This is a genomic window from Bacillus velezensis (assembly GCF_001461825.1).
Lineage (GTDB): Bacteria > Bacillota > Bacilli > Bacillales > Bacillaceae > Bacillus > Bacillus velezensis.
Genome location: NZ_LLZC01000021.1, coordinates 22357 through 44269, shown reverse-complemented (window position 1 = coordinate 44269; position 21913 = coordinate 22357). Strand labels below are relative to the sequence as shown.

Sequence of the window (21913 nt, the reverse complement as noted above, 5' to 3'; positions counted from 1 at the left end):
CTGGGCGCTTTATTTTAAAATCCGCAATTCTTCCCAAGCCGGAAGCTGTTTAGCTTCACAAATTAATTTGCATAAATGGATCGAATGTTCGAGTTCTTGTTCTGAAAGCACGTCTTCATGCCTTTTCATTCTCTCTTTCAGCTCTTGGATTTGCGTAAATAATGGCGTCGTTATATTGGAATAAGCCGCTGAATCCTTGTTGTAATTTCGCGCAATGACGGATTGAATCATCAATTTATTCAGTTGTTTTTTGCGTAAATGGACAATATGTTTCTTTCTTTCCGCTGAATTGGAAAGCGGGGGAACATCGGATGTCTGTCCTAAGGGATAAGGTACAATGTGATTCGTTGTTTTTCTCAGCAGACCGGCTAAGACATTGTTCGGACCCATTTCGATGACTTCCGTGACTCCGTGTAAAAGCAAATAATGCATCGATTCTGTCCATCTTACCGGCATCATCATGTGCTGCTTGAGGTGTTCGCTGATCGAATTTCCGCTGCTGTAAGGGCGCGCGGTGACATTTGAAATGATCGGCCATGCGGCATCCCGGAAGGAATACCGGTGTAATACAGTCTGGAATTGTTCGGAGGCTGATCGTATCATCGAACTGTGAAAAGGCGCACTGACATTCAAATAAGTGTATGCCGCACCCTTTTCCTCCGCCATCTTGATGACACGTTCCACAGCTTGCCGGTGTCCGGAAATCACATGCTGCTGTTCTGAATTCATGCAGGCTACTCCTGCCGGAAAGTCTTCCGTCGACACTTTCGAACATATTTCCTGTAACGTTTGAAGAGAGAGGTGAGTCACGGCGGCCATCGCCCCCTGCTGCTTGGGATCCGCATTTTGCATAAGAATTCCCCGCTCCCTTACAAGTGTAACGGCATCCTGAAAAGAAAGGGCGCCGGCACAGACAAGCGCTGAATATTCGCCTAAGCTATGGCCTGCCAGGAAGCGGGGCTTCACCCCTATTTCCTGCATATACACTTGAAAAGCAATCACACTGACCGTTAAAATAGCGGGCTGCGCGTTCATTGTCTTTGTCAATTCATTCATATCTCCGTTAAAACACAGTTTTTTTACATCCAAGGAGATCGCGTCGCTCGCTTCTTCAAACAATCTCTTTGCGAGCATAAAATCATTCCAAAATTGTTTGCCCATTCCTACAAATTGAGACCCTTGTCCAGGAAATAAAAAGGCAAGATTGTTCATGAGATTCCTCCGATCATATTGAACAAGGAATACAATATCCTACAAAATATCCCTTTATCTAACATCCTAGCATGATTATAACAAATGTGTATAGAATACTTTCGGAGGAGTTATTGTTCGATTTTACAAACGAATTAGATATATTTATTCATAAAATAAAACATGGAGGTTTCACCGAAAATCAGTCTTAAAGAGAGATGATGAAAGCCGGCGTGGAGCCTGTTACCGGCTCTTCTTCACTTAGAACGCGCTCTTTATGTTTCATATGTTTTAGGGCTATCGGCATAATTGTGTCAGAAATTACATATTTTCTGTTTATTGTAAAAAATCATTTGTATATCTGTGAAGGATTGTAAACTGATTGCGCTTGATTATAAATGTGGCGCAAGAGATGGATCTGAATGAGGAAAATCTGCAAGGGCGAAATACGCCGGAGAACATGTGAATGACCCAGCCCGGATAGCGATTGACGCAGTAAATCGGCCTATTGAGTGAACAAGGTTTTCAGGCATAAAAAAACAGCCGTTCAGAGCGGCTGTTTTTTTAAAAAGTATAAGAACTATTGAGCGGTATACCCGCCGTCCATGACTACGGCCTGACCTGTGACCCCTTTTGCTTTGTCGCTGGCCAAAAATACGGCGTAATCAGCGATTTCCTTCACTGACAGCAGCCGTTTTTGGGGAACGAGCGGAAAGATGACGTCCTCAAGCACCCGTTCGTACGGTACATTCCTTGTTGCGGAAATGTCCTTTAACTGATTGCGGACAAGCTGAGTGTCCACATATCCCGGACAAAGCGCATTGACGGTAATGCCGTCAGCCGCGCCTTCAAGTGCGCCGACTTTCGTTAAACCGATGACGCCGTGCTTGGCGCTGTTATATGCCGCTTTCCCGTGAAAACCGATCAATCCGTTGACAGACGCCATATTAATGATTCGACCGAATTGCTGTTTTTTCATAATGGGGAATGCATGCTTCATTGCGATAAATGGCGCGGTCAGCATGAGACGAATGAGCCGTTCAAACTGTTCGGTGGGAAATTCCTCGATGGGCGCGACATGCTGAATGCCCGCATTGTTCACAAGGATATCGAGACGTCCGAATTGTTTCTCGACCGTCTGCAGCATGTCGGCCACTTGCTTTTCATTTGTTACATCGCATGTGATGCTGACTGCTTCACAGCCTTCATCTTTCAGTCTTGCCGCCGCTTCTTTCCCCGCTTGTTCGTTTACATCAGAGATGATGACGGCTGCTCCTTCACGGGCGAATTCTTTTGCGATTTCAAGCCCGATTCCTCCGGCTGCTCCTGTTACAACGGCTGTTTTTTCAATAAGCAATGAATGCATGACGGCACCTCCTCATTTAGGTCTGACCCCGTTTTTTAACGACTGGCTGACAGTAAAATGACCTTCTGTTTTCTCAAAGACCTCCTCCATTGTTACACCTTCCTGCAGTTCGGTGAGCGTCATACGGCCATCATGAAAATCGAATACAGCCAAATCTGTGATCAGCCGATCGACCACCTGCCTGCCGGTTAAAGGAAGCGTACATTCCGTTCTCACTTTAGATTCCCCATATTTATTAACGTGCTCCATGATGACAATAATCCGTTTTGCTCCGTGGACCAAGTCCATGGCTCCGCCCATTCCTTTGATCATTTTTCCGGGGATCATCCAGTTCGCCAAATCTCCCCGTTCGGAAACTTCCATCCCGCCGAGGATCGCTACATCAATGTGGCCGCCGCGAATCATGGCAAAGGATTCGGCACTGTCAAAATACGAGGCTCCCTTTACCTCAGTAATGGTTTCTTTTCCCGCATTGATCAGATCGGGGTCCTCCGTTCCTTCCGCCGGATAAGGCCCGATCCCGAGCAAGCCGTTTTCAGACTGAAGCAGGACGTTATAATCATTCGGTATCTCATTGGCTACAAGCGTCGGCATCCCTATCCCCAAGTTCACATTCATTCCGTCCTTTATTTCCTTTACAGCCCGTTTGATCATTCGTTTTCTGCTATCTCTCATTCTGTCAGCCTCCTTTATCATGCTTGCCGGACGGTGCGGCGTTCAATCCGTTTTTCATGAATCCCGCCGGGCAGCACGTGCTGCACAAAAATACCCGGCGTATGAATTTGATCCGGATCAAGCTCTCCGGCATCGACGATTTCTTCAGCCTCTGCAATCGTCACTTTGCCTGCCATTGCAGCGAGCGGATTGAAATTTCTCGCCGTCTTTCTGAACATCAGGTTGCCCAGAGGATCGGCTTTCCAGGCCTTTACGATGGCGGCGTTCCCTGTAATCCCTTTCTCCAGAAGATAGGTGCGTCCGTCAAATGTCTTATGTTCTTTTCCCTCGGCTACTGATGTTCCGACGCCTGCAGGTGTATAAAACGCCGGAATGCCCGCCCCTCCCGCGCGAATTCTTTCTGCGAGCGTTCCTTGGGGCACCAATTCGACTTCCAGCTCTCCGCTTAAAAACTGCCGTTCAAAGGTTTTGTTTTCTCCCACATAGGATGCGACCATTTTTTTGATCTGCCGGTTTGCAAGCAAGAGGCCTAACCCCCAATCATCAACACCGCAGTTATTACTGACAACGGTCAAGTTTTTTACGCCGCTGTCCCTGATCGCGAGAATTAATTGTTCCGGAATGCCGCACAGGCCGAAGCCTCCTGCGATGAGGGTGTCTCCGTCCTTGATCAGTGCAGCAGCATCTTGATAAGAGTCCATCACTTTTCCTTTTCCCATATTCGTTTCCCCTTTCTGTTTTGGCTACACAAGGCCCGTCAGACTGAAAATGGCGATGATGACAAACACAGCGGCTGTTTTAATGACGGTAATGGCAAAGATATCCCTGTAAGATTGGCGGTGGGTCAACCCGGTGACCGCGAGCAGCGTAATGACGGCGCCATTATGCGGAAGAGTGTCCATCCCGCCGGAGGCCATCGAAATTACCCGGTGCATGACCTCCGGCGGGATGTGGAATGTATTGATTGCTTCTGTATACGCTGCTGACATCGTGCTTAAAGCGATGCCCATTCCTCCTGATGCCGATCCTGTAATCCCGGCAAGCGCAGTGGTCGTCACCGCTCCGTTGACGAGCGGATCAGTAAACGTCTGCGATATGCCGCTGCTGACCATTTTAAAGCCGGGAAGCGCCGCAATGATGCCGCCAAATCCGTATTCGGCTCCTGTATTCATCGACGCCAGCAAGGCGCCCCCGATGCCCTCATTCAGTCCTTCTTTCAAATTGAAGAGGACTTTTTTCCAATCGAACAAAATCGTTGTCATGATCCCGATGAACAGTGCGAGTTCTACTGACCAGATCGCAGTGACGGAGGAAAGGTCAATCTTCCCGAACGCTTCTAAACCGAGCGGCGCAAAATCAAATCCGTCAGGGTACCAATGCGGGAGCCACATCGTGAAGCATTTGTTCATGACTCCCACAAGGATAAGCGGAACAAAGGCGAGCACTTGCCGCGCGGGGCTGGGTTCTGCCTCCCGAGGTAAAACAGGCGTATGTTTTTCATTAGCCAGACCTGAGGATTCCTCTGCAGCGGAAACTTCAGATTGAAATCCAGCATAGCCTTCTCCGGCATTGGCCGCTTTTTTGCGCCGGGATTCTAAATAAATCATTCCGGCCGTAAGCACAAATGCTGCACCAATCAGTCCGAGCCAGGGAGCGGCATAAATGTTTGTTTTAAAAAATGCTGTCGGAATGACATTTTGAATTTGCGGTGTGCCGGGAAGCGCATCCATTGTAAATGTAAAGGCGCCCAATGCAATCGTACCGGGTATCAGACGCTTGGGAATATCAGCTTTAATAAATAGGTTTTTAGCAAACGGATAAATGGCAAACACCGCTACGAAGAGACTGACGCCGCTGTACGTTAAAATCGCACCCATTAAGACGATGGCGAGAATGGCTCTTTTTGCTCCTACAAGCTTGACGATTGTTTTTGCAATCGACTCAGCGAGCCCTGATATTTCAACAACCTTGCCAAAAACGGCTCCTAAAAGAAATACGGGAAAATACAGCTTAATAAATCCTACCATCTTCTCCATAAATATATTCGAGAAGAAAGGAAGTACGAAGCTTGGATCTGTCAGGAGCACAGCAAACAGCGCGCAAATCGGGGCGAATAAAATGACTGAAAAGCCCCGGTAAGCCGCAAACATCAGCATGCCTAATGCCAATAAAATAATAACAATGTCCACAAATCCCCCTCTTTTCTGCTCATATTAGTAAGCGCTTACAAAAAATCGAGAAAATAAAGCAATAAACATGCCGGTTTTGCACAGTTTCTGAGGCTGAAAAAATGTGCATCATGGTGAATTCTCCGTTAGGGCAAAAGAAAAGGAGACCCTTGCTGCATTATATTGATTGGCTGAGCAGTGAGTTTTTTTAGGGATAGTGAGATGGATCAGAGAGGATTTTTGCTTTATAAATATGTATTCTTTTTTCTTTCATTTATTTCCTGCAAGAGGAACCGATAAAATCCGGCCCTCCTGCATGGTCATTCAGCCAATGACAACCGGAAGCTCTTTGAGCGACCTAAAACCAATGAGCTTGCGGTATTCAAGGCGGTGTGCGGCCAGCCGAAGCTTAGGCATCCGCTCAAACAGTGTGAGAATTGCAATTTGTGCTTCGATACGCGCTAATGAGGAGCCTATACAAAAATGGGCGTTCTTTCCGAATGCAAGATGCGGATTCGGCTTTCTTTGGATATCCATTTTGTGAGGTTGATCGAATATGCTTGGATCGCGATTGGCTGCTCCTAAAAGGATATATACCTGCTCTCCTTTTTTTATGGTCTTCCCATTTATTTCACAGTCTTCTGAAGCGGTGCGTGCCGTCAGCTGCGCGGGGCTGTCGTAGCGCATACATTCCTCAACTGCAGTTTCAATAAGCGAGGGGTTTTCCCTCAGTGCGCTAAGCTGTTCAGGGTGTTTCAATAAAGTAAACACACCGTTGCACATGAGGTTTACCGTCGTCTCGTGTCCGGCTATGACAAGTAAGATACATGTCCCGAGCACTTCCTCTTTTGAAAGCTGTTCCTCCATAATAAACCTGCTGATCAAGTCTTGCTGAGGGTGAGCTTTCCGCTTGTGAATCAAATCTCTGAAGTATGACGTCAGCCTGCCTGCGGTGTCGCTGGCTCTGACTAACGTCTTTCTTGATCGGGTAAGATCAATGGCCTGAATGACGTCTGCCGTCCATTGTCTGAATTGATATCTCTCCTCTTTCGGCACTCCGAGTATCTCCGCAATGATAAGGCTTGCCAATGGAAAGGCAAACTCTGAAACAAGGTCAGCGTTTTTTTTGATTTGGACTTGATCCAACAAGTCATGAACCGTTTCTTTTATACAAGGGCGAAGTGATTCCGCCGTCTTTACGGTAAATTCTTTACCGATAAGCATCCGCATCCGCTTATGGTCTGATTGATTTTTAAATAACAGCATATCGTGCTGGATATGCGATAGATTTTGATATTTCGTTGAAGCTTCCGGAAGAGGAATGCGGTTTTTAAATCGGGTGTCTTTCAGAATCGCTGCCGCCTCTTTGTACCCGGTGACATACCAGCCCGGATATTTTAATACGGTTCCTTTATAAATAGGATCAATGGATCGCAGTTTGTCATAAAACGGGTAAGGGTCATTCCAAAAATCCGAATCCGCATGAAGAGACGGATGTGCAATCGATAGGCCCGCCGTCATCTTATACCTCCGTATTGCAGGCGGATTGCAGGCCGGCTTTCATTTCTTCAACGGATTCGACTTCAAAACCTAAATCATGGAGCATTTGATGATCCTCTGTTTCATGCTGCCCTGCTGTCGTTAAGTAATCTCCGACGAAAATCGAATTTGCGGCGTAAAGTCCCAGCGGCTGCAGCGAACGAAGGTTGACTTCCCGGCCTCCTGAGATACGGATTTCTTTTGACGGATTGATAAAACGGAACAAGGCGAGCACTTTCAGGCAATACACCGGATGTAATTCGCTTACCCCTTCTAACGGAGTTCCGTCAATCGCATGCAGAAAATTAACCGGGATGCTGTCGGCGTCAAGCGCTTTTAAGCTGTTCGCCATATCAATGACGTCCTGTTTCGTCTCTTTCATGCCGACGATGACACCAGAACAAGGTGACATCCCTGATTGTTTCGCCGTTTCCACTGTGTTGACCCTGTCGTCATACGTGTGGGAGGTCGTAATGTTTGAGTGATTCCTTTGTGATGTATTGATGTTATGATTGTACCGGTCTACTCCTGCTTGTTTCAGCCGCTCTGCCTGTTCGGGCTTCAGCAGACCGAGGCATGCGCAGATTTTCAAACCGTACGTTTCTTTAATTTCTTTGACAGCATCAACAACTTGATCTACTTCTCTGTTCGACGGTCCCCGCCCGCTGGCGACGATGCAGTATGTCCCTATATTCAGGTCGTGGGCGCGTTTTGCCCCCTTCAGCAATATATGCTTATCCACCATCCGATAAGACTCGATCGGCGCTTTTGATATTGAAGATTGTGAACAGTACCCGCAATTTTCCGGACACAGGCCTGATTTTGCATTCATAATCATATTCAGCTTTACTTTTTTTCCGTAAAATCGTTTTCTGATATGAAAAGCGGCATGCATCAACAATAAAAGATCCTCATCAGGACAATTTAAAATGGCCAGCGCTTCTTGATTCGTTACTTCCGCCCCGTCCAGCACTCTCTCTGCAAGATCCATCCATTGATTCATGTTTATCTCCCCATTTGTGTCAGATTCATGAAAGAGGAAACATCTATATGTTTCTCAATCATGTGTTGAATGTTTTCCGGTGAAACGTGTTCCAGCTTCGGTGTGATTCCCAAAATCGGAACTTTGCATAATGTTTCAATCATGCTCGGGTTTGTCTTTTCGTCCAGCCCCGGCCTGCTCCTTACGCCGTTGATAATAATGCCGAGAACCTCTATCCCCATGTTTTTCGCATATTCAACGGTTAAATATGTGTGGTTGATGGTTCCGAGATCAGGCCTGGTGACAATCACTGCCGGCAATTCCAAGGCTTTTATCAGATCACTGACTAAGTAATTTTCACCAAGCGGGACGGAAATGCCGCCTGCCCCCTCGACGATGAAACACTCATGACGATTTTTGATCTTACTCCAGTGGGCCATGACTTCATCCATGCTCACGGATTTCCCCTCAAGCATGGCGGCCGTGTACGGCGCAAGCGGCTCTTTCCATTCAAATGGCGTAATTTCTTCATGAGACAGTGCGGTTTGTGACATGTCTTTCAACAGCGAGGTGTCACTTTCCGGATGAGTCCGCGGCACGCCGCTTAAAAACGGCTTAAACACTCCGATATCCGCCTGTTTCTGCCGGAATGCCGCGGCAAGTCCGCAAGAAACGATGGTTTTTCCGACGCCGGTATCTGTTCCTGTAACAAAAAAACTTCTCATTTGTTTATATTCAGCTCTTTTCTAATGGAATCAAATGCTTCTGTCAGCTCGTCTATGTCCTGTAAGCTGCGATCCGCCGTAACGGTCAGCCTGATTCTGCTTTCGCCTTCCGGAACGGCGGGCGGGCGGATGGCCGGGGCGCAGATTCCCTTTTTCTCCAGCAGCGCAGCGGCTGAAACCGCTGTTTTTGCATCACCGATGATGACGGGGATAATCGGTGTATCTCCGCCTCTTACGGTAAAGCCCATATCGGCCAGACGCGTTTTTATCGTTTTGACAGACGTCTGCAGCTCACGGCGCGTATCGTGCATATCTGATATGATGTCAAATGCCGTATGCGAAGCCGCACAAATTGACGGCGGGAGGGCCGTCTGAAAAATAAACGTCCGCGCCTGATTCAGCAAAAAATCAATGAAAATGTTTGATCCCGCGGCAAAACCGCCTTCCGTTCCGACCGCTTTGCTTAATGTGCCGATGACAACATCAGGACAAACACCGAAATAGTCACTGGTTCCCCCGCCGTTTTCCCCGAGTACACCGGTTGCATGCGCGTCATCTGCTATCACAAATGCCTGGTACTGCTTTGCAAGCGCCATTATGCGGTCAAGAGGCGCGATGGTGCCGTCCATGCTGAAGACGCCGTCTGTGACGATAAAGCGGCGGTTCCGAGCCTGGACGGAGGCAAGTTTTTTCTCAAGATCAGCCATATCAATATGGCGGTACACGATGGTTTCCGCTTTTGATAAACGGCAGCCGTCAACAATGCTCGCATGGTTCAGTTGATCGCTTAAAATGACATCGCCTTTTTGAGGCAGTGAGGCAAGCACGCCGATATTCGCCAAGTAACCGCTTGAAAACAATAAAGCCGCTTCCGTCTGTTTAAAGTCCGCGATTGTTTGTTCAAGTTTTTCGTGCCACACAGTATTTCCTGTCGTTAACCGTGAGCCGCCGCTTCCCGCTCCGAACCGGCTCAGCGCCGTTTGCGCAGCTGTGATCAGCCGCTCATCTTTTGACAGGCCTAAATAGTCATTGGACGCCCAGGTCTGCCGCTTTTGCCCCTTGGTTTTGAGAGCGGTTTCCTGTGTTCGCAGCGTCCGATACAGCCCGTCTCTTTTCACCGCATCGAGCCTTTTGAGGAGCCATCCGTCAAAATCCACGGCCGGTCACCTCGGCTATCGCTTCTTTCATAATGGAGATCATGGCTTGTAACTGATCGGTTGTGCTGGCAAGCGGCGGCAGAAAGGCGATGACGTCTCCGAGCGGCCGTGTCAGCATACCAAGCTCTCTCATTTTCAAGGACACCTTGTATCCCATCCGCTTTTCAGGCGGATAAGGCTGTTTTGTCCCCTTATCCTGCACAAGCTCTATGCCGCACATGAAACCGAGCTGGCGGACATCGCCGACATGGGGAAGCTGCTTCAGATCATGAAGAAATTCCGCTGCCGTTTTTGATTTTTCGGCGACTCGTTCAACGATGCGTTGTGATTCGAATAATCGCAGATTTTCAATTGCTGCGGCACAGCCAAGCTGATTTCCTGTATAGGAATGGCCGTGGAAAAATGTTTTCATTTTGTCGTAGTCATCGTAGAAGGCTTCATAAATGGCTTCTGTGGCAAACGTCACAGCGATCGGCAAATAGCCTCCCGTAATGCCTTTCCCTGCCGCCATCAAGTCCGGCTGGACATTTTCATGCTCACAGGCAAACATTTTTCCGGTGCGGCCGAACCCCGTCGCCACTTCGTCAACGATCATTAACACATCATATGCCGTACACAGCTTTCGTACGCCTGCCAGAAAGCCTTCAGGCATGACGATCATCCCGGATGCGCCTTGCACCATCGATTCAATCGTAAGTGCGGCAATCTCTTCGTGGTGCTTTGCAAGCAGCTGTTCGAGCGCGTGAAGGCATTCATCCCGGCACTGTACGGGGGCGCCGCTTTCAGATCTGTATACATACGGAATCGGGGCTTTGTAGCTTTCAAACATCAGCGGGCCGTACACATGGTGGAAGAGTTCAATGGAGCCGACGCTGACGGCTCCGATCGTATCGCCGTGATAGCCGTTCTGCATAGAAATAAACGTCTGTTTCTCGGGTCTCCCTATGTTTTTCCAGTATTGAAAGGCCATTTTCAGAGCGATTTCCATTGCTTCCGCTCCGCTGTCGGAGTAAAAAACGCGTGTCAGCTTTTCCGGTGTGATGCCTGTCAGCATCTCGGCAAGTTCTGTTGCGGGAACGTTCGTCATACCCAGCAAAGTCGAATGAGCGATTTTTTCAAGCTGTTTTTGAATCGCTTCATCCATTTCTTTTTTGCGGTGGCCGTGTACATTGAGCCATACTGAAGAAAAGCCGTCATAATATTCTTTGCCGCTGATGTCTTTCAGCATGATCCCGTTTCCGCTTTCAATGATTAACGGATCTTCATCGTAATCTTTCATTTGTGTGAAAGGCAGCCAAAGATGCTGTTTGCTTTTTTCAATCATTGATTGTTTCATCATTTCTCCTCCCGCTGAATGAATACAGGCTGCTTCTCCAAAAAATGGATACAGCTCTCTGTATCTATGGAGCCATCTGTAAAGAAAATCCGGCAGCCGCTTTCATCTCCGGCATTTTTCATCTTGGCAATCCGCTGATATCCCAGCTTCTTTGCGGCAACGTAGCCTGTTATGTAATCAGGATCATCCGACCAGCACAATTCAGCAATAATCCCCGGATATGCGCAAACTTTTGCCGCGATGGCATGTGCTTCTTTTATTCGTGAATTTTCCGGCATGTTGTGAGTAAAAGCCCATTTTTGAAAATCATGTGACGGCCAATCCACTCGAGATACCCGCACACCTCTATTTCCTCTGCCGTCAATGCGTTTTCCTGCCCGGATATCAAACAGGACCGCTCCTCTTGCGTCTGCATATTCCGCAATGTTTTCGTACGCTTTCTCTATCATGTGCGGGGGAATTCCCGCCTTTTGCAGAAGCTTGCGGGCGATCGCTTGTCCTTTTTCCGGCGTGTCTGTTTGATGGAAAGCAACCGGCAAAGGGCGGATCGTTTCGATCGGTTCATTAACGCTTTCAAGCTGAATTTGCATAAAATCAGGTATCCCTCTTGAGTGCGAGAAGCCTTTATGTAATAAGCCATCTACCGCTTCCTGTAAACCGCCGTAAGTGATGAGCCGTTCTCCGCCGGAAATGTGTTTTCCGCCCTGCTCATGGGGGGCGTTTCGGGAAGCTCTCATTCTGACGCTGTAATAGGTTTCTTCCCGCATATATTCCCCTCCTTTCTCTTACTTTGAAAATTAATGTTAACCAAAATAATTAAAGGTTAACACTTATACAGAATATTAGTGCCCCTCACGGAATATGTCAACCTAAACTATCAAACTGTTAACTTAATGAGTTTTGCAAAGCCTCATTACGTTTTCATGTTTTGTTCATATTTTAGTAATTGTTTATTCAACACTGTCCGTTAAAGTAATCCATATCAACAAATAGGACAGCGATCCGCATCTTACTTATGAAGGGAGGTCAAAGCCGGATGCCGTTATGCTGAAAGAAAAAGTAAAGACAGCAGGCCGTTTTTGCACTGTAGGCGTCGGAAATACGCTGATTGATTTTGGTGTCTTCTTTCTTCTCGCCGCTTGTCATGTCCCCTATCTTCCGGCGCAGATCTGCTCCTATTCGGCAGGGATCATCAACAGCTATGTATGGAACCGGAAGTGGACGTTTCGTGTAAAACGCAAGGCTGACGGGAAAGAGATCATTCGATTTCTCATGATTAATCTTGCCGCGTCGGGAATCACCTTTTTGCTGCTTTACGCGTTTCAAAAAGGCGGCTGTTCGCTATTGGTGAGTAAGTTAGCCGCCACTATCGGCGGAATGATGATGAATTTTATCGGAAACCGAATCTGGGTATTTGGAGATTCGCTGAAAAACATACAGGATCAGGAGTGAAGATGAATGAGAAAAAAAGTGAGAAAAGCGGTCATTCCCGCAGCAGGTTTAGGAACGAGATTTCTGCCGGCGACAAAGGCGCAGCCGAAAGAAATGCTGCCGATTGTCGACAAACCGGCCATCCAATATATTGTCGAAGAGGCCGCAGCGTCAGGAATTGAAGATATACTGATTATTACAGGGAGAAACAAACGCTCGATTGAAGATCATTTTGACCGGTCGGCGGAATTGGAATTCAATCTGCGGGAAAAAGGCAAGACGGAGACGCTGAAGGAGATGCAGCAGATCGCCGATTTGGCCAATATTCATTACATCCGTCAGAAAGAACCGCTCGGATTAGGACATGCGGTGCTGTGTGCGGAGCATTTTATCGGAGATGAGCCTTTTGCCGTTCTCTTAGGTGATGATATTATGGTATCTGACACTCCCGCTCTTTCACAGCTCATAGACGTCTATAACCAACACGGCACAGAAACGATCGGCGTACAGCCCGTCGATCCTGCTGATGTCAGCAAATATGGTATTATACAGACGGGGCGGCAGAGCGGTCATGTATACCAGGTTGAGGATCTGATTGAGAAACCGGCTGTTGAAAAGGCGCCCTCTCATATTGCCGTGATGGGCCGCTACATATTAACCCCTGCTATTTTTAAAACGCTGAAGACGATCGGAAGAGGCGCGGGCAACGAAATCCAATTGACAGACGCGCTGCGCGAAGTGTGCCGCACCCGAAGCATTTATGCGCGGGAGCTTGAAGGAAGCCGGTTTGATATAGGAGATAAGTTCGGCTGTTTTAAGGCCGGCACGGAGATCGGGCTTCTGCGGGAAGAAATGAGACCGAAACTTTTAGCTTATTTAGAAGAGGTGTTAAAAAGAGAATCTGAAGAAATCGTGCGTTAAAAAATAATTTGTAACCATTTTGCTTGTCAATCAGTCATATAATTGGGTAAAAAGATAAAGAGGTTGTGAACAGTGTGGGCAATTTTATTAGTGAAATATTATCCTGGCTGACAAGTATGGGCTATTTAGGGATTGCGCTCGGATTAATGATCGAAATCATTCCGAGTGAAATCGTTCTGGCTTACGGAGGCTATATGGTGTCAGAAGGCACGATCAGCTTTATCGGCGCCATTGTCGCCGGTGTGATCGGGGGAACGATCGCGCAGTGCTTTATTTACTGGATCGCCCGTTATGGGGGACGGCCGTTTTTGGACAAGTACGGCAAGTACTTACTTCTGAAAAAGCATCATGTTGATGTTGCGGAAAACTGGTTTCGCCGTTACGGCGCCGGCGTGGTGTTCTCGGCGCGGTTTATCCCGGTCGTCAGACATGCGATTTCCATCCCGGCCGGCCTTGCGAAAATGCCTCTTTCCAAGTTTGTCATATTGACGACGCTTGCCATTATTCCGTGGTCTGTCATTTTCGTTTATCTCGGGTATCAGCTCGGGGGACAGTGGAAAGACGTAGACAGCTATGCCGGAATGTATACAACTCCGATCATTATCTTGGCTCTCGTATTTATTGTTGTTTATTTTGTTGTGAAGAAAATGAGATCAAGACTGTGAAAAAAGACTGCATAAGAACGGCTGTGAGCCGGATCTATGCAGTCTTTTTTTTATTTATACCGGGTATACGGGGTGTTTCCGGTGTGTGAATGTCAGTTGTTTGGACATGTAAGCAGTGAGGCGTTTATTGAGTTCATCCCGCAAGGAATCAGCAGGAACAATGCCGTCAATCACCATTTCAGAGGCAAGCCGGTAAAGGTTAATGTCTTCCTTATATTCATCACGCTTTTCTTGAATAAAAGCCGGCCTTTCTTCAGGGGCTAGCTCGCTGATTTTCTTTGCGTAGACCGCATTCACCGCTGCTTCAGGACCCATTACGGCAATTTGCGCAGTCGGAAGCGCTAAACAGCAGTCCGGTTCAAAAGCAGGCCCCGCCATCGCGTATAATCCGGCACCGTAGGCTTTTCTGACGATAACGGAAAGCTTCGGAACAGTCGCTTCCGCCATTGCGGAGATCATTTTTGCGCCATGCCTGATGATGCCCGCCTGCTCAACCTTCGTTCCGATCATGAATCCGGGAATGTCTGCTAAAAACAGAAGCGGAATATGGAATGCGTCGCACAAAGCGATAAATTTTGCGGCTTTATCCGCCGAATCGAGAAATAAAACCCCGCCTTTGACACGCGGCTGATTGGCGATAATGCCGACCGGCTGTCCGTGAATCCGCGCAAGCCCCGTTATTAATTCCTGCGCAAATAACGGTTTAATCTCAAAAAATGAGTCTTCATCAATGACACGTTCAATTAAATCCATCATGTTGAACGGTGCGTTTTGATGTGCCGGGATGACATCTGAGAGCGGTTTTTCAAAAGCTTTCGGGTTCTTAGATTTGTTGACGGGCGCTTTTTCAGTATAATTTGCCGGAAAGTAGCTGAGATATGTCTGCGCCATCATGATTGCTTCCTGTTCCGTCGGGGCGAGGAGATCACCGCAGCCTGATACGGAACAATGCATACGGGCGCCGCCCATTTCTTCAAGCGATACTTTCTCGCCAATCACCATTTCCGCCATACGCGGGGAGCCTAAGTACATGGATGCATTGCCTTCGACCATAATGACAATGTCGCAAAAGGCCGGAATGTAAGCGCCGCCCGCAGCGGAAGGGCCGAACAATAAACAGATTTGCGGAATGCGGCCCGACAGCTTTACTTGATTATAAAAGATGCGGCCGGCTCCCCTTCTGCCCGGGAACATGTCGACCTGATCCGTAATTCTCGCACCTGCGGAATCGACTAAGTACAAGAGCGGACACTGAAGCTTTTCCGCCGTCTCCTGAATACGGATGATCTTTTCCACCGTTTTCGCGCCCCACGACCCCGCCTTTACGGTTGAGTCGTTTGCCATCACACAAACGGTTCTGCCGCCGATGGTTCCGATCCCGGTAACGACCCCGTCAGCCGGCAGTCCGTCTGACATGCACTCGGCGAAAAAAGCGTCTTCAACGGATATGCCGTCATCGAATAAAAGCTTCAGCCTGTCTCTTACAAAAAGTTTTCCCTTCTTTTCGTTGCTTGCGTGATATTTCGCGGCTCCTCCCTTTTCAATCGTTTTGCTGCGTGTCTGCCGTTCTTTTTCGTAATCCATCCGAGTCCCTCCATGTTTTATTTTCCTTTGTATTCAGGGGGTCTTTTTTCTTTAAAAGCGCGCAGGCCCTCTTCTCTGTCAAGTGTGGGGATGACTTGTTCATATGCTTTTCGTTCGATTTCGAGCCCTGTATTGAGATCTGTCTCCAGACCCTTGTTTATCGCGGATTTTGCTTGTCTGACGGCGATCGGCCCATTAGCGGCGATGCGGCCGGCCAGTGCTTTTGCTTTTTCCATAAGTTCATCGGCTTCACAAACATGCTCGATCAGCTTCATGTCTTTTCCCTCTTCGGCAGAAAGCCTTCGGCCGGTATAGATCAATTCTTTTGCCGCGCCGGGGCCGATAAGCCGGGGAAGTCTCTGCGTTCCGCCCGCTCCGGGAATGATCGCAAGCCCTGTTTCAGGAAGGCCGAGGCCCGCCCGGCTGACGGCGATTCTGATATCGCAGGCGAGAGCGAGTTCAAGGCCTCCTCCGACAGCGGTTCCGTTCAGCGCTGCAATGACCGGCTGCGGGAGAGCTTCAATGGATGCGGCCGTTTCACCGATACGCCTGACGCTTTGTTTGACTTGTTCATGGTTCATCCCCGCTCTTTCTTTTAAATCAGCACCGGCGCAAAATGTGTTCCCGGTGCCGGTGAGAATGACACAACGAATGGACGGCGAGTTTTTGATGTCTTCAATCACACGCTGTAAATGATCAATCATTTCTGAAGACAGCGAGTTGGCCGCATGCGGGCGGTTCAGCGTGATCAGACCGATCGTTTCTTGACAGACGGAATACAAGACGCAATCTTCCATGGCTTCTCCTTTCTCATTTCGTTCTGAATGCCTGCAGGTTTCTGCTTGGCAGGTCTTTGCCTATTTTATCCGCGATCCAGCCGGCGGCATAAAGAAGTTTATTCATGTCCGTCCCGGTATCAATCCCCATTTGTTCGAGCATATAAATGACGTCTTCTGTGGCAGCGTTGCCTGCTGATCCAGGAGCGTACGGGCAGCCGCCAAGCCCGCCTGAGGAAGTATCAAAGGATGTGATGCCCATATCAAGAGCGGGAATGATATTCGCTAGAGCCGTTCCTCTTGTATCATGGAAATGGAGTGCGATTTTTGAGGCGGGAATTCTCGGCAAAAGGGCTTCAAGCACGGCTATGACCTGCAAGGGGTTTGCCGCGCCGATCGTGTCGCCGAGCGATATTTCATCAACACCCATTTCGAGCAGGGTGTCTGACAGGCGGATGACTTGTTCGACCGGCACGTTCTGTTCGTACGGACAGCCGAACACAGTGGACAGATAAGCTCTCGTCGCCATTTTTTCAGCTTTTGCTTCAGTAATAACCCGCCTGAGCTCTTGAACGGTCCGGTCAATCGGTTTGTTTACGTTTTTTTGGTTATGGGTTTCGCTTGCAGATAAAAATACACATGCCTGATCGATTCCGCCTTCTGCCGCATGCTCCAGCCCGATGAGGTTCGGAACGAGAGCCGCGTAGACCGTATGTTCAGATCTGGCAATGCCTTTTGCGACGTCCAGGCTGTCACGAAGAGCCGGAATCCATCTCGGATGCACGAATGATGTCACTTCGATATAGGGAAGGCCTGTTTTTGAAAGCATATTGATCCACTCAATCTTTTCTTCTGTATCCACCCACGCCGATTCATTCTGCAAGCCGTCACGCGGTCCTACTTCATTGATGCGGACATGTTTCGGACAGTTCATGCTGCACCTCCCGTTTTATTGAAGTTCAATCAGGACCTCTCCTTCATCAGTGAAATCACCTTCTGATTTTTTCACTTCTTTCACCGTACCCGCTGCATCAGCGATAATCGGAATTTCCATTTTCATAGATTCCAAGATGGCCACTTCCTGTCCTTCTTCAATGACATCACCCGGCTTCACATGAATTTTCCACAGGTTTCCCGCCATCTGAATTTTTATGACGCTCATTTTGACGCCCCCTCGTTCATTGTTTGTAAAAAGCCGGTTGTCGCCTCACCCTTTTCAAACACTTCTGAATGGGCAATTTTTGTCAGCAGCGGAATGTTGGTTTTAATCCCTTCTACATGATATTCGCCAAGGGCGGTTTTCAGTTGTTCAATGGCTTGTTTTCTCGTATTCGCCGTGACGATCATTTTGGCAATCATCGGATCGTAAAACGGAGAAATGACGCTTCCCTTTTCGACGGCGCATTCGTGTCGCACTGACGGGTGTCTTAAAACGGAAAAAGACGAGATGGTACCGGGTGACGGGTAAAAGGTGACCGGATCTTCCGCATAGATCCGCACTTCTATTGCATGACCGCGGTGGTTGATATCTTTCTGCGAGAAAGTCAGCGCCTGCCCAGCGGCAATTTTCAGCTGTTCTTCCACAAGATCCAGTCCTGTAATTTCTTCTGTCACCGGATGCTCCACCTGCAGTCTTGTGTTCATCTCTAAAAAATAGATTTGTTTCTTTTGGTCGACGAGAAATTCTATTGTGCCTGCATTTTGGTAGCCGATCGATTTTGCGGCTTTAACGGCGGTTTCACCGAGTCTTTGTCTTAATTCATCGTCAACAAACGGTGACGGCGCTTCTTCTATCACTTTTTGGTGGCGCCTTTGGACTGAACAGTCACGTTCAAACAGATGAACGGTGTTGCCGAAAGAATCTGCGAGTATCTGAATTTCAATATGACGGGCATTTTCAATGACCTTTTCCATGTACATTGCGCCGTCTCCAAAAAAGGAGGCGGCCCGCTTTTGATTGCCTTCGAACGCTTTGGCCAGCTCTTCTTCTGAATGTACGATCTGCATGCCGATTCCGCCGCCGCCTGCGGACGCTTTCAGCATGACCGGAAAACCGATGGCACGGGCTTCGGCTAAGGCGGAGTGAACATCGGGCAATGGCTCTGGAACACCGGGAACGATCGGGACCTTTGCTTTTTGCATCGTTTTTCGGGCTTCTATCTTGCTGCCCATCTTGGCGATGATATCACCGGGCGGACCGATAAATGTGATTTGTTCCTTCCGGCAGCGTTCGGCGAACAGGCTGTTTTCTGACAGCAGCCCGTAGCCCGGATGAATGGCGTCCGCTCCGGCGGATTTAGCGGCTTCTATGATTCTGTCGATATGTAAATAGCTTTCATTTACTCTCGATTTACCGATCGGATAGGCCTCATCAGCCGCTTTTACATGCAGCGCGTCCCGGTCGGCTTCTGAATACACAGCTGCCGAGGGGATGCCGAGACGTTTGCAGGTGCGGATAATTCTTAAGGCGATTTCTCCTCTGTTGGCAATCAGGACTTTTTTAAACAAATGTGAAGCACTCCTTTTTCATTAAGTTAACTTGAGCTCTTCAATCGTTTTTTTCCGCAGCTTGAATTTCTGAATTTTTCCGGAGGCTGTCATTGGATATTCATCTGTAAACAAAACATACCTGGGGACTTTATAGCGGGCGATATGTTCTTTGCAAAAGGCTCTGATGTCTTCTGCGGAAGCGGTTTGTCCGTCTTTGAGCCTGATCCACGCCGCGGCCTCTTCTCCGTATTTCGGATCAGGCACGCCGACGACCTGAACGTCTGCTACCGCGGGATGCCGATATAACATTTCCTCAATCTCGCGCGGATAGATATTTTCGCCGCCCCTGATCAGCATGTCTTTCAGACGGCCCGTGATTTTGCAGTATCCGTCCTCGTCCATGACCGCTAAATCACCGGTATGCAGCCAGCCGTCTTTGTCTATCGCTGCTTCGGTCGCTTCTTGATTTTTATAATAGCCTTTCATGACATGATATCCGCGGGTGCAGAGCTCTCCTTGTTCGCCCCGGGCGGCTTCTTGGGATGTTCCGGGCCGAACGATTCTGACTTCGATATGGGGAAGCGCGCGCCCCGCTGTTTCCACTCTTCTTTCAAATGAATCATCCGTTCTTGTCTGCGTAATAACAGGTGATGCTTCGGTCTGTCCGTAGGCAATGGTAATGTCGGTCATCCCCATTTTGCCGATCACTTCTCTCATGACTTCCGCCGGGCATGGCGAGCCTGCCATAATCCCGGTTCGGACGTGGGAAAGATCATATTCAGAAAAACGGCTGTCATTTAGGAGGGCGATAAACATCGTCGGTACACCGTGCAGAGCCGTGCAGGCTTCTTTCTCCACCGTTTTCAGAACGGCCGGCGGAGAAAACTGTTCGATCGGAATCATCGCCGCACCCGCGGAAACACATGCCAGCACGCCGAGCACACACCCAAAGCAGTGGAAAAACGGCACGGGAATACATAAACGGTCACATGAAGTAAGCTTCATGCATTCTGCGATATTGGCCGCGTTATTTACGATATTAAAATGTGAGAGCATGACGCCTTTCGGAAATCCGGTCGTACCTGATGTATATTGCATATGAATGCAATCATCCTTTTTCAGGCTGTCCATCCTTCCGTCAAGCTCTGCATCCGTTACAGACTCGGCATCCTTCAGCAAAGAATCCCAACGGTGCATCCCGGGCGGGCTTTTATCACCGATATATAACACCGTCCGTAAAAATGGATAACGTTTCGAACGCAGCCTGCCGCGCTCACAAGTTTTCAGTTCGGGAATCAGCTTATTCACCATCTCAACATAAGATGTCTGCCGGTAGGAATCCATGATTATCAAGGCCGAGACGTCTGAATGTGCCAGCAGGTAATCGAGCTCTGCGATTTGAAAATTGGTATTAATGGTGACCAGAACGGCGCCGATTTTCGCCGTTGCAAATTGCGCCGCGAGCCATTCCGGAATGTTGGATGCCCATATGGCCACATGATCTCCTTTTTCAACTCCCAGCTTCATCAGCCCTTTTGCGGTTTGCCGGCATAACCGGTCAAACTCGGCATACGTATAACGAAGGCTGCGCTCAGGGTAAACAACCGCTTCATGATCCGGAAAAAGCTTCGCGGTCCGCTCAAGCAGCTTTCCGGCTGTTAAATGGATAAGTTCAGCCATATGACCTGCCCCCTTCCATCCCTGTCTTGGTAAACGTTTTCATTTCACTTCAAAAGCTGTCTTGCGATGACCATTCTTTGAATTTCTGACGTTCCTTCGCCAATCTCCATCAGCTTTGCGTCACGAAGCATACGTTCGACACCGCATTCCTTCATATAACCGGAACCGCCATGAATTTGGATGGCCTGAAGGCACGTTCTGACGGCCATTTCTGAAGCATAAAGCTTGGCGAATGCCGCTGCTTTCGTAAATGGCAGGTTTTGATCCTTCAGCCATGCCGCTTTAAGCACCATCTGTCTGGCAAGGTCAATTTCCATCGCCATATCGGCCAGCTTAAATTGAATGGCTTGAAATGACGATATCGGACTGCCGAACTGCTTGCGTTCCTTCGCATATGACAGCGACGCCTCCAGCGCGCCTTGAGCGATACCGACAGCCAGTGCCGCAATCGAGATCCGCCCGCCGTCTAATGTATATAAAAATTGTTTAAAACCTTTTTCAGGATCACCGAGCAGGTTATCGGCAGGCACCCTGACATCCTCCAGCACAAGCTCGGCCGTATCCGATCCTCTCACACCCATCTTGTCGTACGGATTTGTGATCGTAAATCCCGGTGTGTCTGTGGGGACGATGAGAGCTGAAATGATCGGTTTTCCGGCGGAGTTCTTTCCCGTAACGGCGGTGACAATGACCGTGCGGGCGTAATTTGCGTTTGTGATCCAGCATTTCTCTCCGTTTATCACATAGTCATCGCCCTTTTTCTCGGCTTTTGTCTGGGTACCGCCGGCATCTGAACCGGCATTCGGCTCTGTCAGCCCGAATGATCCGAGCGCTTTTCCCGAAGCAAGCGGAATAAGATGTTCTTGCTTTTGCTGTTCAGTACCGAAATAGTATAATGGGCTTGCGCCGAGTGACACGGCTGCCGCGTAGCTCAGCCCCGTGCTGCCGCAGGCTTTTCCGATTTCTTCGACCGCTGCTGCATATGAAATGGTATCACCACCCGCCCCGCCGTATTCTTCCGGAAACGGAATTCCGAGCAGCCCGAGTTCGCCTATTTTTTTAAATGTGTCTATCGGGAAGACGGCTGATTGATCAACCTCATGGGCTTTCGGGGCAATTTCATTTTTGGCGAAATCTCTGACCATTTCGCGCACCATCTGCTGTTCTTTTGTCAGTTGAAAATTCATTAACCTTCCTCCTTCTGCTGCTTTCTACATTTTATTAATG

The 21913-nt window shown here is 48.5% G+C and carries 21 protein-coding genes; 3 read left to right on the top strand and 18 right to left on the bottom strand.

Going from position 1 to position 21913, the window contains the following annotated elements:
- Positions 1-9: 9 nt before the first annotated feature.
- The 11 genes from bamD to AR442_RS18160 form a co-directional block, all read right to left on the bottom strand.
- On the bottom strand, positions 10-1212 hold the full coding sequence (bamD, locus tag AR442_RS18210; RefSeq protein WP_053285114.1) for a bacillomycin D biosynthesis malonyl-CoA transacylase BamD: 1203 nt from the start codon (positions 1210-1212) through the stop codon (positions 10-12).
- Positions 1213-1771: 559 nt separating this feature from the next.
- Positions 1772-2557, bottom strand: a complete 786-nt coding sequence (locus tag AR442_RS18205; RefSeq protein WP_014418050.1) for a 3-hydroxybutyrate dehydrogenase — start codon at positions 2555-2557, stop codon at positions 1772-1774.
- 12 nt (positions 2558-2569) lie between these two features.
- Positions 2570-3232 carry a CoA transferase subunit B gene (locus AR442_RS18200; RefSeq protein ID WP_007410136.1) on the bottom strand — a complete coding sequence of 221 codons (663 nt, stop codon included), beginning with the start codon at positions 3230-3232 and terminating at the stop codon, positions 2570-2572.
- A gap of 17 nt (positions 3233-3249) precedes the next feature.
- Positions 3250-3951, bottom strand: coding sequence for a CoA transferase subunit A (locus tag AR442_RS18195; protein ID WP_014418052.1), 702 nt, complete (start codon positions 3949-3951; stop codon positions 3250-3252).
- A 24-nt stretch (positions 3952-3975) separates the two neighbouring features.
- Positions 3976-5421 (bottom strand): GntP family permease, encoded by a 1446-nt coding sequence (locus AR442_RS18190; RefSeq protein WP_053285115.1) that lies wholly within the window; start codon positions 5419-5421, stop codon positions 3976-3978.
- A gap of 303 nt (positions 5422-5724) precedes the next feature.
- Positions 5725-6921 (bottom strand): cytochrome P450, encoded by a 1197-nt coding sequence (locus AR442_RS18185; protein WP_053285116.1) that lies wholly within the window; start codon positions 6919-6921, stop codon positions 5725-5727.
- 1 nt (position 6922) lies between these two features.
- Positions 6923-7942: a biotin synthase BioB gene (gene bioB, locus AR442_RS18180; protein ID WP_003153914.1), complete on the bottom strand. Its 1020-nt coding sequence runs from the start codon at positions 7940-7942 to the stop codon at positions 6923-6925.
- A 2-nt stretch (positions 7943-7944) separates the two neighbouring features.
- The gene (bioD, locus tag AR442_RS18175) at positions 7945-8646 is read right to left on the bottom strand and encodes a dethiobiotin synthase (protein WP_017417909.1); all 702 of its coding nucleotides are present in this window, start codon (positions 8644-8646) and stop codon (positions 7945-7947) included.
- Positions 8643-9803: an 8-amino-7-oxononanoate synthase gene (gene bioF / locus AR442_RS18170; RefSeq protein ID WP_014418057.1), complete on the bottom strand. Its 1161-nt coding sequence runs from the start codon at positions 9801-9803 to the stop codon at positions 8643-8645. Before bioF ends, bioD begins: the two co-directional genes overlap by 4 nt.
- On the bottom strand, positions 9793-11139 hold the full coding sequence (gene bioA, locus AR442_RS18165; RefSeq protein WP_032863993.1) for an adenosylmethionine--8-amino-7-oxononanoate transaminase: 1347 nt from the start codon (positions 11137-11139) through the stop codon (positions 9793-9795). Before bioA ends, bioF begins: the two co-directional genes overlap by 11 nt.
- Complete coding sequence (locus tag AR442_RS18160; protein WP_014418059.1) at positions 11139-11906, bottom strand: 6-carboxyhexanoate--CoA ligase; 768 nt, start codon at positions 11904-11906, stop codon at positions 11139-11141. Before AR442_RS18160 ends, bioA begins: the two co-directional genes overlap by 1 nt.
- Positions 11907-12183: 277 nt before the next feature.
- Here AR442_RS18160 and AR442_RS18155 point away from each other — a divergent pair, with 277 nt between their 5' ends.
- The 3 genes from AR442_RS18155 to uptA all read left to right on the top strand — a co-directional run bounded on the left by AR442_RS18155 (position 12184) and on the right by uptA (position 14156).
- Positions 12184-12591, top strand: a complete 408-nt coding sequence (locus tag AR442_RS18155) for a GtrA family protein (protein ID WP_053285117.1) — start codon at positions 12184-12186, stop codon at positions 12589-12591.
- Between the two features lie 6 nt (positions 12592-12597).
- Complete coding sequence (gene galU / locus AR442_RS18150) at positions 12598-13491, top strand: UTP--glucose-1-phosphate uridylyltransferase GalU (RefSeq protein WP_053285118.1); 894 nt, start codon at positions 12598-12600, stop codon at positions 13489-13491.
- A gap of 74 nt (positions 13492-13565) precedes the next feature.
- Complete coding sequence (gene uptA / locus AR442_RS18145; protein WP_007410125.1) at positions 13566-14156, top strand: undecaprenyl phosphate transporter UptA; 591 nt, start codon at positions 13566-13568, stop codon at positions 14154-14156.
- Between the two features lie 54 nt (positions 14157-14210).
- Here uptA and AR442_RS18140 read toward each other — a convergent pair whose 3' ends face one another.
- The 7 genes from AR442_RS18140 to AR442_RS18110 are packed head-to-tail and all read right to left on the bottom strand — an operon-like array spanning position 14211 to position 21873.
- Entirely contained in the window at positions 14211-15740 is a 1530-nt protein-coding gene (locus tag AR442_RS18140) for an acyl-CoA carboxylase subunit beta (protein ID WP_014418062.1), read from the bottom strand.
- 17 nt (positions 15741-15757) lie between these two features.
- A complete protein-coding gene (locus tag AR442_RS18135) occupies positions 15758-16537 on the bottom strand; it encodes an enoyl-CoA hydratase (protein ID WP_014418063.1) in 780 nt (259 codons plus the stop codon).
- Between the two features lie 13 nt (positions 16538-16550).
- Positions 16551-17450: a hydroxymethylglutaryl-CoA lyase gene (locus AR442_RS18130; RefSeq protein ID WP_014418064.1), complete on the bottom strand. Its 900-nt coding sequence runs from the start codon at positions 17448-17450 to the stop codon at positions 16551-16553.
- Between the two features lie 15 nt (positions 17451-17465).
- Complete coding sequence (locus AR442_RS18125) at positions 17466-17678, bottom strand: acetyl-CoA carboxylase biotin carboxyl carrier protein subunit (RefSeq protein ID WP_007410121.1); 213 nt, start codon at positions 17676-17678, stop codon at positions 17466-17468.
- Complete coding sequence (locus AR442_RS18120) at positions 17675-19024, bottom strand: acetyl-CoA carboxylase biotin carboxylase subunit (RefSeq protein ID WP_014418065.1); 1350 nt, start codon at positions 19022-19024, stop codon at positions 17675-17677. The genes AR442_RS18125 and AR442_RS18120 overlap by 4 nt, the downstream gene beginning before the upstream one ends.
- A gap of 21 nt (positions 19025-19045) precedes the next feature.
- A complete protein-coding gene (locus tag AR442_RS18115; RefSeq protein WP_014418066.1) occupies positions 19046-20686 on the bottom strand; it encodes an AMP-binding protein in 1641 nt (546 codons plus the stop codon).
- A 44-nt stretch (positions 20687-20730) separates the two neighbouring features.
- Positions 20731-21873 (bottom strand): acyl-CoA dehydrogenase family protein, encoded by a 1143-nt coding sequence (locus AR442_RS18110; RefSeq protein ID WP_014418067.1) that lies wholly within the window; start codon positions 21871-21873, stop codon positions 20731-20733.
- Positions 21874-21913 lie beyond the last annotated feature (40 nt).

Bases quoted from the DNA above. Each gene is read 5' to 3' on its own strand.
- bamD (WP_053285114.1), bottom strand. From the start codon at position 1,212: ATGAACAATCTTGCCTTTTTATTTCCTGGACAAGGGTCTCAATTTGTA.
- AR442_RS18205 (WP_014418050.1), bottom strand. From the start codon at position 2,557: ATGCATTCATTGCTTATTGAAAAAACAGCCGTTGTAACAGGAGCAGCC.
- AR442_RS18200 (WP_007410136.1), bottom strand. From the start codon at position 3,232: ATGAGAGATAGCAGAAAACGAATGATCAAACGGGCTGTAAAGGAAATA.
- AR442_RS18195 (WP_014418052.1), bottom strand. From the start codon at position 3,951: ATGGGAAAAGGAAAAGTGATGGACTCTTATCAAGATGCTGCTGCACTG.
- AR442_RS18185 (WP_053285116.1), bottom strand. From the start codon at position 6,921: ATGACGGCGGGCCTATCGATTGCACATCCGTCTCTTCATGCGGATTCG.
- bioB (WP_003153914.1), bottom strand. From the start codon at position 7,942: ATGAATCAATGGATGGATCTTGCAGAGAGAGTGCTGGACGGGGCGGAA.
- bioD (WP_017417909.1), bottom strand. From the start codon at position 8,646: ATGAGAAGTTTTTTTGTTACAGGAACAGATACCGGCGTCGGAAAAACC.
- bioA (WP_032863993.1), bottom strand. From the start codon at position 11,139: ATGAAACAATCAATGATTGAAAAAAGCAAACAGCATCTTTGGCTGCCT.
- AR442_RS18160 (WP_014418059.1), bottom strand. From the start codon at position 11,906: ATGCGGGAAGAAACCTATTACAGCGTCAGAATGAGAGCTTCCCGAAAC.
- AR442_RS18155 (WP_053285117.1), top strand. From the start codon at position 12,184: ATGCTGAAAGAAAAAGTAAAGACAGCAGGCCGTTTTTGCACTGTAGGC.
- galU (WP_053285118.1), top strand. From the start codon at position 12,598: ATGAGAAAAAAAGTGAGAAAAGCGGTCATTCCCGCAGCAGGTTTAGGA.
- AR442_RS18140 (WP_014418062.1), bottom strand. From the start codon at position 15,740: ATGGATTACGAAAAAGAACGGCAGACACGCAGCAAAACGATTGAAAAG.
- AR442_RS18135 (WP_014418063.1), bottom strand. From the start codon at position 16,537: ATGGAAGATTGCGTCTTGTATTCCGTCTGTCAAGAAACGATCGGTCTG.
- AR442_RS18130 (WP_014418064.1), bottom strand. From the start codon at position 17,450: ATGAACTGTCCGAAACATGTCCGCATCAATGAAGTAGGACCGCGTGAC.
- AR442_RS18125 (WP_007410121.1), bottom strand. From the start codon at position 17,678: ATGAGCGTCATAAAAATTCAGATGGCGGGAAACCTGTGGAAAATTCAT.
- AR442_RS18115 (WP_014418066.1), bottom strand. From the start codon at position 20,686: ATGGCTGAACTTATCCATTTAACAGCCGGAAAGCTGCTTGAGCGGACC.
- AR442_RS18110 (WP_014418067.1), bottom strand. From the start codon at position 21,873: ATGAATTTTCAACTGACAAAAGAACAGCAGATGGTGCGCGAAATGGTC.